Consider the following 17,456-nt stretch of genomic DNA (forward strand, 5'->3'; position numbering starts at 1 on the left):
GCGTGGTAGTGCATGAAGACGATGTTCGACCGTGCCTACCTTGTTTCGAAGTTATTCTTGATTCCCATCGCTGTCCTGGGCGTCGCTGGCCCATACGTCGTCGGTCGCGTGAACCTCTCTATCCTGGGACTCTACCTGGCCCTGCCGATGACGCTGGCCGTCGTCGTACTGTGGCGCGGAGGGAACCGTCGCGACCGAGAACCGGTCGGATGGATTGCCGTCGACTGGCGCGTGTTCTCCATCGGTTTTCACCTCGTCGTCTCCAGCCTCGTCGTTTCGCTTGCGATTTACGATGTCCGTCCTCTCGCGTTCTTCGTCGGACTCGCCGTCCTGTACGGACTGATCATCGTGTTGATCTGGTTGCCTAACCTCGCCCCCAGACGCACGCCGGTCTGCCTGTACCACATGGTCGTTGCCTTCGCGCTCACCGTGTTCAGCGTGACGTTGAAGTATGACTTTTTTATCGGGAACACGGATTTGACCGTTCACGTCTCGCTGATCGATTCGCTCGTCGAAACCGGTGCGCCGGTGTCGTTGGAACTGTACGAACCGTTTCAGCTGTGGCACGTGTACGCGGCGACGACGCACCAGCTGCTGGGCGGTTACTTGACGACCCACCGAACGGTGTACGTGCTCAGCGGGGTGCTGTTCGGAGCCGGCGTCCTCGCAGCGTACGGATTCGGACGGCGGGTCACGCTGAACGAACGCGTGGCGCTCCTGACGGCGCTGTTCACAATATTTCACCCGTTCTATATCTTCTACGGAATGTACTCGATTCCGCGGAGCGTCACCTCAATTGTCTTTCTTGCGCTCCTCATCACCCTCCTCGGCCGGACGGCCCCCGGTATGCGCCTCGCTGGCCTGGTGTTTCTCGTCGCAATCGTCGTTTATCACCCCGTCTCTATTCCGTTCGTGTTCATCATCATGACGATCGTTTACGCGGTCGAACGAATCGTCAGGCGCTCGTCTGCGGTCGAGACCCAACCGCCGACCGTCGATTCCTTCACGATGGTAGCCACGGGACTGGTGACGCTCACCTACTGGCTGTACGCGGCCGAACCCCTGGTCGAAACGATCCTCGGAGCACTGACGAGCGCCGCATCGGGTTCTCGAACCGAACCGCCGCCGCAGGGGGTCGTTGCCAGTCCGTGGGCGGAGGTTGCAAACTACGTCCCGTACTCGTTTTTCATCTTCTTCATGCTCCTCGGTGCATTGCTGTGGCTCCGGGACGACACGCGCGAGTGGATCGCCACCGGCGTTATCGGCATCTCCGCGCTGCTGCTCGTTCCTCTCTCCGTCCCGGGACCCACACTCCTCCTCGAGGGTCTCGCCGGGATCAACGTCAACCGGTTCGTTCACTACACGTACATGCTCTTCGCACTGACGGGGGCCATCGGCGCGTATCGACTGTTCTCACGGGGCGGGTTCAAACTGTTCGTCGTTCTCGTCCTCCTGCTATCGCTCTTCGGCTTCACCGCGGTCTCGAACGACTTCGTCGCGAGGGACAACCCCGCCGTCGAGCGGCCGTTCTACACTTACTACCTGACCGAGCAGGAACGCCAGTCGTACGATGATCTCGACGCGATGTACGACGGGGTGATCGAAACCGATAGACCGACGTGTCGGTACATGGGCGAAATGCTCGACGCCGAGTGCGTCGTGGTCGACGCCAGCACGGAGAATGCGATGTTCGCGGAAGCAGAGAGCGTACTGATACGAGACGGCGAACTCGAGCGCCGTCCGTTGCAGTTCACGGCGTACGTCGACGAGGAGATTCCGCTCGAGAACCTGGCTGAGCGTAACCGCGTGTACGACTCCGGTTCGGTCACGTACTACCGGTAGTGCGGCTCTCTCGTCTCGAGGAGCGACTAACAGCGTCCCTTTCCGCCTCGAGGAACGACGACTTTGGCCGCTCACTCGACCGTCCAGGAGTACCAGTCCCCGTTTCGATAGATCGAGAGTCGTTCCTCGTCAGCATCCGGATCCGTCCAGGCGACGAGGACTCCCTCACGCCCGTGATCGTGCCAATCGCCGTCGTCGGCCGGATTCGACGACCCGTTGGCCCCGAGTCCGTCGATGACCGTTCGAACGCCCGTCGAAACGTCCCCTGGAACGTTTTCGACGACGACGTCTGGCACGTCGATTTCGAGTCGTCCGACCGAATCACCGGTCTCGAGAGTGACGTCCCGGACGACACCGCCTCTTCCCGATTCGAAACGTATTGGTCGCTCGGAGTCGTATCGACCGCCGATCACGCGGCAGTTCTGGGGGCCCCCGTTGAATCGTATCGGATACACGTCGCCGGTGAGCGAACACGAACAATCCAGAAACGCCGTCTCGTCCCTGGCCACGGTGATCGCGTCTTCCGTGACGTTGGAGTTCTTTTCGCCAAAGAACGTGCAGTCTCGAAACGTCACCAGGCCGTCGTCGCCTTCGCCGTCCTCGTTGACGACCGCGATCCGTCGATCCGCGTCGGATCCGAACCGAGAGCCGGTTATCGTGACTGACGCGCCTGAAGGCGCAACCTCGAGCACTGGCCGTGATCCCTCGGCGTCGTTGTACCCGTAGCAGTTCTCGACCCAGCAGTCGCCGTCACGAAGCCAGTAGCCGCGGGCGTTGGACAGCTCAGAATCGCGGACCCAGACGACGCTGTCGCGAACGACGCCGCCGATTCGAACGTTCGAAATGTCGTTGTCGATAGCCGTACAGTTCTCGATGACGACCGACCCGTTCGAACAGTAGAATCCGTTGTCGGCGCAGTTCCGGACCAGACTGTGCGTGATCGTTGCGACCGCGTTGTCGGTCGTCTCGACGTAGACACCCACGCCTGGCCCCCCATCGACGACGCAGTCGTAGATTTGTCCACGAGAGTCTTCCATCCCCATCAGTTCGATCATGCGCCGACCGCTCGTCGGCCTTCCCGCTGTCACGAGATGTTCGAAAATCACGTCTCCGGTCGCGTACGAGACGACAGCGGAACCCGCGATGCCGTCTTCGTCTTCGACGTTCCCGAAATCGAACTCGAAGCCGCCGATGTAGACGTTGTGTCCGCTGAACGACCGGGACGGACCCAGTGCAAATACCTTAGAATCGTAGACGCCGACTCCCTCGAACGTCGAGGACGGTTCGATCGTCGCGTTGTAGCCGAGTAATCCGAAGTCTCGAAACGAATCGTGTTCGAATCCGGCGTCCATCCGGTACGTCCCGGGTGGAAAGAGGACGAGTAGTTCGTCGCCGCCTTCCTCGGCGATAATCTCCTCGAGAACTGGTGTGACGTCGTCCTCGCCGGTCGGGTCCGCTCCGTAGTCGACGACGTCGACGTGGCGCCAGTGATCCGCGAACGTCGCCCTGTCGGCATCGGGTGCTGGTACGTTCCCGTCCTCGTCTATTTCTGCACCCTGGACGGACAGTACGTAGCCAGCGAGGGTCGGTGGGAGGCCACCGACTGCCGTCAGGTACTTCCGGCGATTCATACTCCGCGAGACGCCACGCGGAGGGATACCAATTTCTTAGAAGCGTGGCTAGATGACCAGTTCAATTCGACATTTCGACAGAATATTCGCTACTGGTCTCGTTTTTTAACACGATATCCGACATGATCGGTGAGTGCACGAATGACGAAAGTGCTGCTGCTGCTCGAGTCCAGGATCAGGAAGACGGCGACGCGCCTCCGACGCTGGAGTAATAGCTCATTCCGATCCCGTACCGGTAGGATAACAAAGGCTATCTCGGACACACGTATCAGCGACTCGGCTAGCGCCGTTTCGGTCTCGAGAAAACTAGAGATGAGTGTTAGAATTTCGGTATTGAACCCCGCCGATCGTGAGTCGTGGAACGAATACGTCGAGCGGTCACCGCAAGGATCGGTCTTCCATCGGTACGATGCGCTCAGAACGCAGGCGGCGTACTCAGACGCCAGGATATACCCTCTCGTCGGGTACAAAGGCGAGGAACCGATCGGGATCTTTCCCGTTTTCGAAAGCCACACGGGCCCCGTCGCGTTCGCGTTCTCTCCACCGCACGGGTTACACGTACCCGCTCTCGGTCCCGCGTTGCTCAACATGGACCAGCTCAAACAACGCAAACGGGAGAAGCGCCACAGTCGGTTCATCGATGGGTGTTTCGAGTGGATCGACCGCGAACTCGAGCCGACGTACACCTCGATTCGAACGTCGTGGCGGTACGACGACATGCGACCGTTCAAGTGGAACGGATTCGATGTCCACCCGAGTTACACGTACGTCGTCGACCTCGAGACCGACGAAGAGACGTTGATCCGTCGGTTCAGTCGAACGACGCGTCGAACCATCCGGAATCATCTCGACGACGAGTACACGGTGACAGTTGGCGGTGTCGACGCGGCCAGGTGGATCATGGAGCAAGTAGTCGGTCGATTCGAAGAGCAAGGAAAGACGGCGACGATGTCCCCGTCGTTCGTGGTCGAACTCTACGAGCGACTTCCTGAAGGTGTCGTGAACCCGTACGTGCTCTCCGTCGACGGAGACCCCGTCACCGGTACGATTCTCCTCGTGGACGGGGAGACGGCCCACCGGTGGCAAGGTGGAACAAAGCCGGGGACCTCACTCCCAGCGAACGAACTCCTCGAGTGGCGGATGCTCACCGATGCGATGGAACGCGGTGTCAGTGAGTACGAAATTGTCGACGCCAACATCCCGCGAATTAACGAGTGGAAGTCGAAGTACAATCCGAACGTCCGAACGTACTACACGATGCAACGAACCGGTCAGGGAATGGCCGCTGCCGTTCAGCTGTATCTCAGACTTCGAGATCGTAATGGACTCGTCACGAAACTCGCACCCGGCTGATAGAACGGCAACAGAAGTGCTGTCGACGTGATTGCCAGTTCGAGTCGGTCGAGAATAGTATATTCCCGGCCTGACCTGGTCTCTGCCCCCCATGGTACCCGCGAAAAGCGATCGACTCGGTAGTCCTCGGCAACTCGTCTCTTCGTCGTCTCTCGACGGTGCCGTTTCTTGTGTGCCGACTCCACCCTCTCAATCGTGGAACGTCGGAATCCGCTCGAGCAGTTCGAGCAGGTGCCGTTCGATCGTCTTCGGTAACGCCGTCGCGGTCGCGATTTCTTCGAGGTCGTCGCTCGTAATCGCGCCGGTCATGACCGAGGCGACGGCGAACACGACCGCACCGAACGGTGGGACGATCACGAGCGAGAGGATCGACGACTCGATCGTCCACGAAACGAGAAATATCGACGTGGCTGATACGATGATCGTGACGAACGTAGCCCCCCAGCGGATGCCCGCGAGCGGTCGGTATCCCAATCGGCGAGCGATGGCCGTCTGGAACACGACGAGACTCCCGTAGCCGATAGACGTCGCGATGGCGGCCCCGATCATTCCGTAGCTCGGAATCAATAACAGGTTCAACAGTAAATTAATCAGCGAACTGGCGCCCGTCGCGAGGAGGAGCGGACGAAGCGATCGCCTGGCCTGGTTGATGGCGAGGGACGGTCTGGCGACCGCGAACCCGAGTACGCCCGGGAGCAGCAACAACAGGGGCGTGATTGCCGGTCGAAACGACTCGCCCAGGTATAGCGGAACGAAGTCGGCTGCCAGCGCAGCGAGGCCGAGTACCAGCAACGTCGTAAACAGGAACACGTAGCGAGTAACGATCTGAGATTGCCGCTCGATAGCGTCGATATCCCCGCGCTCCCAGAGGTGTGAAACCCGCTGCAATAGTGCGTACTGAACGGCGATCGGCGCGAACCAAAGAACTTCGGCGATCACCAGCGCACCTTTGTAGTATCCCACGAACTCGTCGGATAGCCAGACCTGGAGCAAGAGCACGTCGACGTGGTACAGGGACGTCAAAAAGAGGAAGAAGCCGATCGTACTCACGGTGTAGGTGAGTATCTGTCGTTTCGGAAGGCCCACATCGCTCGGGAAGAGGGCCTGGCGAAAAGGTAACAGACGACTGACGATGCCCAATCCGAACACGATAGTGAACGCACTGGAGACGATGGATCCGAGCAATACGCCCTCGACGCCGTATCCGAGGTAGACGAACGTGATCGCGAACGCGACGAATAGCGTCTCCTTGATTACTTTTAGCGGTTCCGAGCGAGACTCCAGTTGGAGTCCCATGAGCGTCCACAGGACGTGCGTCGCCAGCTGGTTGAAAACGAGGTACGCGGCAAGCACGTAGAAGAGTGACGTAAACGCCGGTCCGAACGTGGATGCTGCGAGACCCGTGTACGCCGCCAGAGAGAGTAGCGTAGCGGCGAGGAGCCCAATCACGAACACCGCTCTGAACACGTACCCGAAAATGGCAGCTTGCCACGCCGCGTCCGACCGCTCGGAGATGTACTTTCGAACCGTATCGCCCGTTCCCGAGACCAGAACGATTCCGACGACGGAGTAGACGGACAGGACGAGCGCGTACCGACCGTACTCGACTGGTCCGAGAAGCCGAACGAGAACTGGTGTGAACCCCACTCCGAGTAGCAAGATGTATGCCTTCGAAACGATGATCGAGACGACCGCGGATGAAAATGAATTGCGCATGGTTCAGACTGGAGCGTGCGTTCGTCTCGGTGACTGCGTGCTACTCGGAAGTCTGATCACGAGAAAATCTGACCGACGACTTTGGATTTGATTTCTGCCGTTCTCTCTCGTACGGCCTCTGGGGCGACCGGCGTAGATGACGTGTACCACTGGTGAGCGACGCGTCCGCCGTTCAGTGCCGCCAGGGCGGCCCGGGGATACCCCCGTTCCCAGGTGAGACAGGGGGCCGCGCGGGTAGCGAAGCGTTCCTTGAACCGAAACAGTCCGTTTCGAAAGTCGGGCTCCGCTCCGCGGAAGTTGTACGTCTTGTAACCGTTTTCGATGGCCCACTTAATTGCGTATTCGTGGATTAGTTCCGATGCGTTGAACTGAAAGTGATCTTCCGTGACAGCTGAACGAAGGTAGTGGACCGTCGATTGCTCATCGTCGAGCACGAACAGCATCAGCCCACATCGTTTGCCGTTGACGTGGAGTGAGAACACCTTTACTCGCTCGGGAAGGGTGGCGAGTTCGACGAAGAACGACCGAGGTAACACCGCTTCGCCGACTCGCTCTGCGACCTCGGTGTAGTTCTCGTGGACTTCGCTGAGAACCTCTTCGGTCAACTCCTCGTCGACGACCGTTCCATCGTGATCGTGACCTCGTCTGATTGCCCGTCGCCTTGAGCTGTCCATCTCTATGAGGAGCGTCTCCCAATCATGTGTGGTGTCGAGGAGCATGTGACAGTTATTAATTCGGAGGCTATACCCGTGCTCCAAGAAGTGATCGTGATATCGAACGTAGGGCGAATCGAGATTATCGATTTGATGGAAGCGAACCGTTCCTTCACAGAGTCGAGCAGTCGACTTAAATATCAAATCAAGTGCTGCTTCCTCGTCGCCCATAGCGATTGGTCCACCCGACCCAGGTCTTATACTGTAGAGCCGTCGAATTGGGACTGACCCGATCGAACCGACGAAGTTCGGCGAAATAGCGATGGGATTACCCTTCTTCTCGACGAGTAGATGACGTGGCTCGAGCGGTTGGCCCCGTTCGATTGCGCGAAGCCAGCCGTAACGATGAAAGACGCTTCCCAGGTCGGCCTGTTCGACGACGTGGTTCCACTGGTTTCGATCGGCCTGTTCGATGCTGTCGAGACGCTTTACAGTGAGGGACATAGGGCTCGTTACGGTCGGTCAACGACCCACGGGGAGGCAGAAATAACTTCGTCCGAATCCTCAGAGTAGTGTGACGTTTTCGACTGTGGCTCGAGGATGAATCGAGGGAAGGTGGTACTCGAAATCGGCGAGTGCCGGCTGGTCGAGACTAGATGAATCGATTCCCGCGACGCCGAAACTCCCGTCGGTCGTCCCGGGTCGGAAACGAGTAGTACTCGCCCTCTTCGAGATTGTTGGGCCTCGTTTCGATAGTTCCGTCGGCGACTTGATCGATGACGTCTACCGCGACGGTTGGCCCAACCTCTGTCAGTTTGAGATAGACGTCGTGCATCGTGTCATTGGGCCGTACCTCGTACTTCCGTTGCACGATGATATCGCCGGAATCGAACTCCGGCGTCATGTAATGGGCGGTGACGCCGTTCTCGTCCTCCCCGTGATAGAGCACCCAGAACGACGTCGACAGGCCGCGATACTTCGGCAGGAGGGACCCGTGCACGTTGATCGCACCGTCCTTCGGAATCTCCAGTAGGTCTTCTTCCATTCGTTGACCACAGGCGATCGATAGAATGAGATCCGGTTCCGATTCTCGGATCTCACCGACAAACGCCTCGTCGTTGACGTCGTTCACTTCTTCCACCGGAACGTCGTAAGCCGCCGCTAGCGATCGAACTGAGTGAAATCGCCCCGTGGTCCGATAGACTGGTCCCGTCGGCAACCTGGCGGCGATTTTCCCCGCTGCATACCGGAGGCCAAACCGAAAAAACGCCGACGGACCGAACATTTGGAACCGGCCTCGGACCTCCTCGAGCGCCGATCGTTGCATCGGCGCGAGAACGACCTTCGAGAGGGCCTCGGATCGTTCGGCGAACACCGGCTCGAGGTACCGCGGCATGTAGATGGGGCCGTCCTGCGTGAAGAGGATCACGTCCATGCGTACGCCACCGGTTCGTAGAGGTCGGACACTTTCTCGAACGTGTACCCGTTTCGTCTCAGCGTCGAGACGAACCCGGTGAGTATGTCGACGGATCGATCCATGTTCCGGGTCATGAGCGTGCGCTTTGGTTGTGGCAGGTGATCGTGAAACTCGGTCCTCCAGAAATCCTGCAGGTGGGAGTCGTACACTAGCGGCGTGGGAAGGGGCGTGTGTTTCAGTAGGGAGATATATGGACGCCCGAGGAGTTTAAGATAGTTCTGGGAGATCGGAATCCGGAGCCCAGGGACGGCCGCAAACGGGATCTCGAGGAGTTGATCGGCTTCCGGCGGGACGTACGGCGTGAGCGGGGCGTGGATATTGTTGTATACGCCGGGGCGATAGGAGGGGAAGACGCTGGAACTGAACTCGAACCCCGCCCGCTCGAGTTCAGCCCACTCGCCCTGGACGATGTTGCCCTGCGGTGCCCGGTACCCACGGGGTGGTTCACCGAAGTGTGACTCGAATGCTGCTATCCCGCGCTGGATTTCAGTCTCGAATTCGTACGATTTCGTCATGTCGTGTTGATACGAGTGAAGGTGGAATTCGGCGTCTAGCTCCCGCCGAAGGCGCTCGACGATCCAGGGATGATTCTCAATCGTAATCCCGACGGCGAAGACGCTAATCGGGACGTCCAGCTGCTTGATGAGGGCGATATAGTCGTCTACGTGGTCGAACGTCGGATTGGGACTCTCGTCGCCCGGGATACACCAATCTTCCTCGAGATCGAGTGTCATGCAGGCTACGGGTTGACTACTGCTCGACATGGAGTCTCTATCCGAAATTGAAGGGCATAAATTTTTAGCGTATAATTCCTGATTACCGAAGGGGTTGCTTTACTGTTGCAGGTCAATATAACCGGAACGGATCTGGGCGGTAAACGAGCCTCACCTCTGTTCTCCGACTGGCACTCGACTATTACATTCTGGATACGAGTCGACCAGCGGGGATATGACGCACAGACGGTGGGGTCAAATGACTTTCAACAGTGGATTACTCGAGAGGCGCCACAAATACGGTCGCTATAGCTTTTACCGCGTTTCTCGTTCGATACGTCCACAGATGAGACCGCATCGAATGCGGTTCGTTCTCGTTCAGTGTTCGTGGCTGCTGGGAACGGTACTCGTACTCTCAGTGACCGGGCTCTACTCGTACGGCTTGTTTATTCTGTTCTCCGCACTCGGCGTCGCCATCCTGACGAATCTGCTCAATCTGTCACACGTGCAGTCGCGTTGGATCGATCGGCCTCGAGTCCTCACCAGGGTCTTGTTGGCGGGTGCCACAGCAGTTCTCTGTTATCGTTTCGTCAGCCTGTTCGTCTTGTCACCGTAGTCAGCGCCCGTCGAGCGTCGATCGATAAGTCGAATTGATACCTCGCGTCTGGTTCGGTTCGTCTCGTTACGTGTGACTCGACACAGCACCACTTCGCTGGAAGCAACTGGAAATCTGCAAAAGTCATCGCTTCGAACGATCTCTATCGATACTCGAGAACCCACTTTCCGTCGTCTACCGCGAAGGCCTCGAACGAGATCCGGCGGTCGAGACCGACTGCGAGGCCGACCGCGAGAAAGGAGGCGACCGGGTGGTCGAACTGATTCAGGGGGCCGAAGACGTTCCCCGAAATAGTGATCGTGACAGTTCCTCCGTCCGGTCGCACGATCGCGTCGGCATCCGTGATAAACTCAAAACGCTGTCGGAGCGAATCTATCAATTGTTCGACCAGAAGTTCCGGGGAGTTTGCGACCGGTTCGTCCAGTGCCCGTTCGAACTCCTGGAACAGCGTTGCCCCGGTCGGCTCGAGGACGAGTCCACGTTCGCCCGAGTCGACAATAGAGAATCCAGCCGCGTCCTGGACGCCGCTGTCGACGTCGGCCGGGACGAATAACCGAGCTCCGGACTCGACACCGCTCGGGTTCGGCACGTAGATCCGCTCGGTACTCGAACCGAATGTCGTCGTGATCGCCTCGAGGTTTGTCGCACACGTCCCGTAGACCTGGGACCCATCTCTGGCATCGATCGACCGAGTACCAGTCATCCCGTACGTGAGAACGCCGGCGAACAGTCCGATCCCCCCGAGCGAGAAGAGGACTTCGCGGCCTGCCGATACGACAAACCCAGCGGCGAAACAGAACACGCCGATGGCGACGAATCCCGCTATCGTAAGTCGCTCGCGCGTCGTTCGAGCGCCGACAGGGAACCGTACCGGACGATCACGAACGACGGAGGTTCCGGCACCATCAGCTGGAGCAGTTCCTCCTTCGAAGCCCCGCTTATCACCGCTCTGGTCGAACGCAGCGGACGATGCATCCGGCGTGCTATCGTATTTTTCCGGGCTCATATGGGGTTTCTCGAACGAGACGGCGGTTCGTTCGAATGGGAGGACTCGTCGATGCACGACCGTGCCACCTGAAGCCAGTGAGGGACGAACAGGCGTTGCGGGCACGAACCAGTCTCGTCCTGCCACCGAGGGACGTGCAAGTGATTGCGGCCGTCTCTGGAGGTCGTCACAGTGTCTCTTCTCAAACTACCGAGGACGACTGCTTTAAATTGCTGGTCGTCAATCACGGTTTACCTGTCGTTAACGGGTCTTAACGGACGATTTCTCACAGTATAGCTGCGTCCATTCTGCGTATCACGATAGCGTTCGCCGGTTCAACGATCATCGGTTCCAGACTGTCCGGTCAACCGTCCATCCGATTTTAATCGCGGTTCGTAAAAGAGACAGAGAGGATGATTCGTTCGCCCGTCCGACCGCACGTTCGTCGACTGCCGGCGGACCTGACGGTCGTTCTCGCTCTCACGGTACTGACGAACGTCGTCGTGTTTGCCCCGGTGATACGGGAAACGCCCCTTCGTGTTGCGTTCGGCCTGGTCTTCATCCTCGTTGCTCCAGGATACGCGCTGGTTGCTCTCGTGTTTCCGGAGCGCGGGCCAGTAGACCGATTCGACGATGTCAACGGGGAGATGCGGTCACCGACGACCATTCTCGAACGCCCTCGGTCGTGGTGGGGAACGATCGACGGCCCGGAACGCATCGCGTTTTCGATCGCTTCGAGCGCCGTGATCGCCCCGGTGGTCGGCTTTATCGTGGTAACCGTTCAGGGATCGTTCCAGTTTGGACCGACGTTCGTCGCCGTCTCGGCCGTTACCGTCGCCCTCACTGTCGGCGCAATCTGGAGACGCCTGGCGCTCTCACCGGACGATCGGTTTCGAGTTCCATATGGCGAGTGGACGGACACCCTTCGTGCGGCGGTGTTCGATCCCAACTCTCGCGGTTCAGCGATCCTGAACGTTGCACTAGTCTGTACGATACTGCTCGTGATCGCGAGCGTTGGATACGCGGCCACGGCACTTCCACAGGACGACGAGTACTCCACGATATACGTTCTCTCCGAAGGCGATGCAGATTCGGTTCTCGAGATCCCGCCAGGAGAAAGTCGAGAGGTCGTCGTGGGCGTCGACAACCGCGAACGACGCGCGACGACGTACACGGTCGTCGTCGTCGAGCAGGAGATGGACGTCTCTGAAAACGAAACCCGAGTCGTGGACCAGCGCGAACTCGATCGGTTCGAGTCGACGACCGATCACGGTGAGACGTGGCGTCTCGCTCACGATATCGAGCCGACCGCGGACGGCGAGGTACGCATCGTCTGGTTGCTGTACGTCGACGGCGACGCTCCTGAGGAACCGTCGATCGAGTCCGCAGCGTATCGGGTGCACCTGTGGGTCGAGGAAGGCGATTCGTGAACAGTCGAGGTTTGGCGAAAGGGCGAACTCGTTACCGGCTTGGATTCCTTCCTACCGGCGTTGACTCCTCACTACCCTACTTCGACCCCCTCTCTACCCCGCCCTGTTTCGGAGGACCCGACAGAGTTCACGCGAAAACGGAACGGGGTCGTCCAGCCGAAAGACGTCGAAGTGAGGCGTCCGGACACACGACTCGAGAATGTCTCGTGCCGTGTCCAGGACCGGGGGTCGATCGACGAGTATCGGCTCGTCTCGTCGAAGGCTGAGCAGGTAGTGGACCTCGCCGTAGAGGTAGTGACTCCTGACGCCACGTTCGTACTTCGCGCTGATCGATGATTTTCGGCCAAGCGCTTGCAGCCAGTAGTACGCCGGAAAGTTGGCGCCCGCCCGGACCGCACAGGGGAGCGATTGCCAGAACCGCGGGTTGATCTCGAGCAGCTTGTACTCGCCGGTGGTGGCGTCCTTCGCGTACTCGATGCACGCGATGCCGTGCCAGTCGAGGCTATCTAATAGCCTCCGGCCGACCGCCTCCAGTTTTGAATCGTGTATGGATTCCCGATAGACGCCACCACCGCCTGTGTAGGACGTCCCGCGGATCTGTCTGTGCTGGAACGTCGCGACGGCCTCGCCATGGTCGTACAGCGCACCAAACACGTACTGGTCGTCGTGTCGAACGTACTCCTGGACGATTGGTTCGTGTCGCATGATGGCACGAATCGTCGCTTTGTCGGGTTCGTCCCCGGGCTCGACGTAGACAACGTCTTTTTCGACCGCGGACGTGTTCGAGGCGAGCGTCGGCGTAAGTTCCGCGGTGAGAAGATTGTACCTTGATTTGATGACTGATGGATCGTCCCACCGGTCGACATCGTCGAGGCATCGCGTTTCCGGAACTGGAACGCCGGCCTCGCGAGCGGCCTCGTAGAGTTTCGTTCGGTCGTTGACGACCTCGAGCGCTTCAGTCGGCGGCGCGATCACCGACGCGTATCGTTCGAACTCGTCTCGGTAGGTCGCGAACACGTAGGGATCGGCCGGGCGTAGCGGGAGGATCGCCCGAACGTCCGGTCGTGCGGCGATTCCCTTCAGTGCGTCTTTGTACGCGACGAGGTCGTCGTCGGGGGAACAGATCTGGATTTGTTCGTCACAGAATCGCGATCCGCCAGCGGGGACGTCTTCGCGTTCCGAGGCGACGATCGTGTGGACGCCGCGCTCGGCGAGCGAGCGAACGCACGTGTAGCAAGCGGGGTTGTATTTCGCGGGAAGAAGGACCGTTTCCCGGCCCGACGCGTCGGTGACCATCGGGAGGATACGAGAGGGTGCAACGGTATTAACGGCGACAACCGTTCGTCTGCGTAATTACGTGTTTCTGTCGTCTCCAGCGAGCGCGTAGACGGGTGTTACATTCCGTCTCGATGATGAACGAGGGAAGTACCGTCGACGCCTTCAGTAGCCGGTCTCGCTTCGCCGTGGAAAGTGGCGACCCCACTTCTCTCCGTTCACCGTAGGGATGTAATGATCCACCTCGAACGACGGCCGGAATCACAAATACCCTATATTTTTACCCCCTCGCTGGCATCTACAGCGTAGATGCGAATCGCGTTCGTCTCCTTCGAAACCGCCCACCACCGAGAGACGGAGACGAACGAACGCTTTCGGACCATTCTTGAACTCCTCACCGACCGCGGTCACGACATCCACGTTTGCTGTGCCCAGTTCTGGCCAGGCGAGGCGTCCACGCTCGAGCGGGACGAGGTCACCTACCACGGCGTCTCGACCGGCCTCGAAGCGCGCCAATCGTTCCTGCTTCGCCTCCCGTTCGTCCTCCGATCGATCGGCCCGGACGTGATCCACACGAGCGCCGACCCCGCGGGCCAGGTGCGGGCGGCCAACTGGGGGGCGACGCTGGCTCGATCCCCGCTGGTCCTCGAGTGGTACGGCGCGGGGATCGGCGTCGACGGTGCCGTCGGCATCCCGGACGACCGTGGCCATCGCTACGCGGCCCAGAAGGCGGACCGCATCGTCACGCCGTCGCGGATGGTCCGTACGTGGGTCAGAGAGCGGGGCGCTTCGGGCGACCGGGTCGACGTCGTCCCGAATCCGATCGACATCGACCGGATCGAGGCGACGCCGCCGGGCGACCGGGTCGACGTCGTCTACGCCCGGCGCCTCGACGAGGGGGCGAACCTCGAGAGCCTGCTCCTGGGACTCGCGGAACTCCGGGACCGCAACTGGCACACCCTCGTCCTCGGCGACGGACCACAGCGAGGGATGTACGAGCAACTCGCGCAGGACCTGCGGATCGACGACCGGGTAACCTTTGCCGGAGAGACGAGTCGTGACGAGCGCATCGCGGCATACCGGAGCGCGCACGTCTTCGCCCAGACGGCCACCGAGTGCGTCTTCCCGACCGAGTTCGCCTGGGCGCTGGCCGCGGGCTGTGTCGGCATCGTCGAGTACCACGTCGACTCCGCGGCCCACGAACTCGTCGAGGGCTGGGAACGGGGCTTCCGGACCACGAGCGAGCAGGAACTCGCCGACGCCATTCTCGAGGCCGGTGACCTCGAGCACCGGACCTACGACGAGTCGTTCGCGAATCTGGACCGAGAGGCGGTGCTGGCGACGTATCTCGAGACCTATCGGGAGCTCCAGGACGGACGCGGGCTGCTTTAGTGGGATCGGCTGCCGAGGCCCTTATCCAACTCGATGCCCTGTAGCCGCTAATGAGTGAGCAAGCCGAGGACGTCGACGGGAGGTTCTGGGACGGCGAAGACGGCTCCGAGGCAAGCCAGCGCTGTCGTTCGCTGGTAAACGCGCTCGACGACGGGATCACGGTCGTCGATGCCGCCGGCGAGGTAACGTTCGCGAACGAACGTGCCGAGGATCTCCTCGGACGGCCTCACGAGGCTCTCGTCTCCGCCGACGATGCTCGCTGGACCCTCGTCGACGAGGCCGGCGAGCGGCTCGGGTCGGGCGAGTTCCCGTTCGATCGCGTTCGCGCTCGGCAGATCCCGATTTCCGATCAGATTGTCGGCCTCCGTCGCCTCTCCGGAGCGTGCACGTGGCTGTCGGTCAACGGCGCGCCACAGTGGAACGAGAACGACGAGTTCGACGGCGCCGTCTTCGTGTTCGAGGACGTCACCGACCAGCGCGACGCAGAGACCGAAGTCGAGGAGATCCTCGGACGGGTAACCGACGCCTTCTACGCCCTCGACGAGGAGTTCCGGTTCACCCACGTGAACAACCGGGCCGAAGAGCTGCTCCAGGCATCCGAGGAGGAACTGCTCGGTGAAGTACTGTGGGAGCTGTATCCGGAGGCGGCCGAAATCGACGACGTGTGGGACGCCTTCCAGGCGGCGATGGAAACCCAGGAACCCCAGAGTTACGAACTCTACTTCGACCCCCTGGAATTCTGGGTCGAAGCGACCATCTATCCCTCCGAAACCGGCGTGTCGGTGTACTTCCAGGACGTCACCGAGCGCAAGGAGCGCGAGCAGTACCTGGAGGCTGCCAAGACGCAACTCGAAGCCGCGACGGAAGCCGGCGCGGTCGGTACCTGGGAGTGGTACATCTCCGAGGATTCGTTCGTCACCGGCGCCTCCTTCGCTCGAACGTTCGGCGTCGATCCGGAAGCCGCTCGCGAGGGCATCCCGCTCGATCGGGTACTGTCGTCGGTCCACGAAGACGACCGCGACCGCGTTGCCGCGGAAATCGAGAACGTCGTCGAGAACTGCGGTACGTACGAGGCGGAGTACCGCGTCTGGAACGCCGACGACGAACTTCGGTGGGTCGTCGCCCGCGGTCACGTCGAGTGCGACGAAGACGGCACCCCCGAGCGGTTCCCCGGCGCGCTCACCGACATCACCGAACGCAAGCGAGCCGAACTCCAGGTCGAAAAGCAGTCGCGGGAACTCGCAACGCTGTTTCAGGTCCTGCCCGTCGGCGCCGTGGTCGCGAACGCGGACGGATCGCTGCGCAGAGCGAACGACACGGCCAGGGACATCTGGGGCGGTGACGTCTTCGATGCCGAGTCCGTCCAGGAGTACGAGAAGTACACTGCGGTATGGTCGGACTCGGGCGAGCCAGTCGGGCCCGAGGACTGGACGATGTACCAGGTGCTCCAGGGCGAGGAAGTCACGGAACCGAACGTCTACGAGATCGATACGTTCGATGGCGAGCACCGAATCATCATGGAACACGGCAAGCCGGTGCGAGACGAGTACGGGAACGTGAGCCGTGCCGTCGTGACGCTCACCGACATCACCGAACGCCGGGAGTACCAGCGAAAACTCAAGGAGTCCAACGAACGACTCGAGCAGTTCGCCTACGCCGCCAGCCACGACCTCCAGGAGCCCCTTCGTATGGTCACGAGCTATCTTCAGTTGCTGGAACGCCGGTATAGCGACGTCTTCGACGACGATGGACAGGAGTTCCTCGAATTCGCCGTCGACGGCGCCGAGCGGATGCGCGAGATGATCGACGCGCTCCTCGAGTACTCGCGCGTCGACACCCGTGGCGATCCGTTCGAACCGGTCGACCTGGACGCCGTACTCGAAGACGTTCAGGAGGATCTGACGGTGCGGATCGAGGAGAGCGACGCCGACATCGCGACCGATGACCTTCCCCGTGTGAACGGCGACCCCAGCCAGTTACGACAACTGTTCCAGAACCTCCTGTCGAACGCGATCGAGTACCGGGGTGAGGAGCCACCGCAGATCGACGTCTCCGCCGAGCGAGCGGGCGAGCACTGGGTACTTTCGGTCCGCGACGAGGGGGTCGGGATCGATCGGGAGGATGCAGAGCGCATTTTCGAGGTGTTCCAGCGTCTGCACACGCACGAGGAACATCCAGGAACCGGTATCGGACTCGCGCTCTGCCAGCGTATCGTCGAACGCCACGGCGGCGAGATCTGGGTCGAGTCCGAGCCTGGCGAAGGAGCGACGTTCTCGTTTACGCTTCCTGTGGCTCGTGCAGAGTGATTGCGCTGGGTGAGCCGATTCCGGTCCCAGTTTTTGAGCCCGGTTCCGGCTCTACCCCGGTTCCGCC

General features: G+C 60.3%; 13 protein-coding genes. 6 read left to right on the forward strand and 7 right to left on the reverse strand.

Going from position 1 to position 17,456, the window contains the following annotated elements; translation table 11 throughout:
- Nucleotides 1-12: 12 nt before the first annotated feature.
- The gene (locus NGM15_RS01865) at nucleotides 13-1,842 is read left to right on the forward strand and encodes a hypothetical protein (RefSeq protein ID WP_253434548.1); all 1,830 of its coding nucleotides are present in this window, start codon (nucleotides 13-15) and stop codon (nucleotides 1,840-1,842) included.
- Between the two features lie 71 nt (nucleotides 1,843-1,913).
- Here the strand turns inward: NGM15_RS01865 and NGM15_RS01870 are convergent, their stop codons facing one another.
- Nucleotides 1,914-3,473 carry a glycosyl hydrolase family 28-related protein gene (locus tag NGM15_RS01870; protein ID WP_253434549.1) on the reverse strand — a complete coding sequence of 520 codons (1,560 nt, stop codon included), beginning with the start codon at nucleotides 3,471-3,473 and terminating at the stop codon, nucleotides 1,914-1,916.
- Between the two features lie 312 nt (nucleotides 3,474-3,785).
- Here NGM15_RS01870 and NGM15_RS01875 point away from each other — a divergent pair, with 312 nt between their 5' ends.
- Complete coding sequence (locus NGM15_RS01875; RefSeq protein WP_253434551.1) at nucleotides 3,786-4,826, forward strand: GNAT family N-acetyltransferase; 1,041 nt, start codon at nucleotides 3,786-3,788, stop codon at nucleotides 4,824-4,826.
- Nucleotides 4,827-5,015: 189 nt separating this feature from the next.
- Here NGM15_RS01875 and NGM15_RS01880 read toward each other — a convergent pair whose 3' ends face one another.
- The 4 genes from NGM15_RS01880 to NGM15_RS01895 all read right to left on the reverse strand — a co-directional run bounded on the left by NGM15_RS01880 (nucleotide 5,016) and on the right by NGM15_RS01895 (nucleotide 9,436).
- Complete coding sequence (locus NGM15_RS01880; protein ID WP_256498904.1) at nucleotides 5,016-6,542, reverse strand: oligosaccharide flippase family protein; 1,527 nt, start codon at nucleotides 6,540-6,542, stop codon at nucleotides 5,016-5,018.
- A gap of 56 nt (nucleotides 6,543-6,598) precedes the next feature.
- On the reverse strand, nucleotides 6,599-7,699 hold the full coding sequence (locus NGM15_RS01885) for a lipid II:glycine glycyltransferase FemX (protein WP_253434556.1): 1,101 nt from the start codon (nucleotides 7,697-7,699) through the stop codon (nucleotides 6,599-6,601).
- Between the two features lie 148 nt (nucleotides 7,700-7,847).
- A complete protein-coding gene (locus NGM15_RS01890; RefSeq protein WP_253434558.1) occupies nucleotides 7,848-8,630 on the reverse strand; it encodes a methionyl-tRNA formyltransferase in 783 nt (260 codons plus the stop codon).
- On the reverse strand, nucleotides 8,621-9,436 hold the full coding sequence (locus NGM15_RS01895) for a polysaccharide deacetylase family protein (protein ID WP_253434560.1): 816 nt from the start codon (nucleotides 9,434-9,436) through the stop codon (nucleotides 8,621-8,623). The genes NGM15_RS01890 and NGM15_RS01895 overlap by 10 nt, the downstream gene beginning before the upstream one ends.
- A gap of 295 nt (nucleotides 9,437-9,731) precedes the next feature.
- Here NGM15_RS01895 and NGM15_RS18990 point away from each other — a divergent pair, with 295 nt between their 5' ends.
- Entirely contained in the window at nucleotides 9,732-10,001 is a 270-nt protein-coding gene (locus NGM15_RS18990; RefSeq protein ID WP_484549594.1) for a DUF8044 family membrane protein, read from the forward strand.
- 142 nt (nucleotides 10,002-10,143) lie between these two features.
- Here NGM15_RS18990 and NGM15_RS01900 read toward each other — a convergent pair whose 3' ends face one another.
- A complete protein-coding gene (locus tag NGM15_RS01900) occupies nucleotides 10,144-11,007 on the reverse strand; it encodes a DUF7982 domain-containing protein (protein ID WP_253434561.1) in 864 nt (287 codons plus the stop codon).
- 392 nt (nucleotides 11,008-11,399) lie between these two features.
- Between NGM15_RS01900 and NGM15_RS01905 the strand changes: the two genes are divergently transcribed.
- Nucleotides 11,400-12,416 (forward strand): DUF1616 domain-containing protein, encoded by a 1,017-nt coding sequence (locus NGM15_RS01905; protein WP_253434563.1) that lies wholly within the window; start codon nucleotides 11,400-11,402, stop codon nucleotides 12,414-12,416.
- Between the two features lie 93 nt (nucleotides 12,417-12,509).
- On the opposite strand, the gene NGM15_RS01910 is transcribed toward NGM15_RS01905, so the two are convergent.
- Nucleotides 12,510-13,712, reverse strand: coding sequence for a carboxylate--amine ligase (locus tag NGM15_RS01910; protein WP_253434564.1), 1,203 nt, complete (start codon nucleotides 13,710-13,712; stop codon nucleotides 12,510-12,512).
- A 288-nt stretch (nucleotides 13,713-14,000) separates the two neighbouring features.
- On the opposite strand from NGM15_RS01910, the gene NGM15_RS01915 reads away from it, so the two are divergent.
- Nucleotides 14,001-15,083: a glycosyltransferase family 4 protein gene (locus NGM15_RS01915; protein ID WP_253434566.1), complete on the forward strand. Its 1,083-nt coding sequence runs from the start codon at nucleotides 14,001-14,003 to the stop codon at nucleotides 15,081-15,083.
- A 50-nt stretch (nucleotides 15,084-15,133) separates the two neighbouring features.
- Nucleotides 15,134-17,389, forward strand: coding sequence for a PAS domain-containing sensor histidine kinase (locus tag NGM15_RS01920; RefSeq protein WP_253434568.1), 2,256 nt, complete (start codon nucleotides 15,134-15,136; stop codon nucleotides 17,387-17,389).
- Nucleotides 17,390-17,456: the final 67 nt, after the last annotated feature.

It is taken from the genome of Natronosalvus halobius (assembly GCF_024138145.1).
GTDB lineage: Archaea > Halobacteriota > Halobacteria > Halobacteriales > Natrialbaceae > Natronosalvus > Natronosalvus halobius.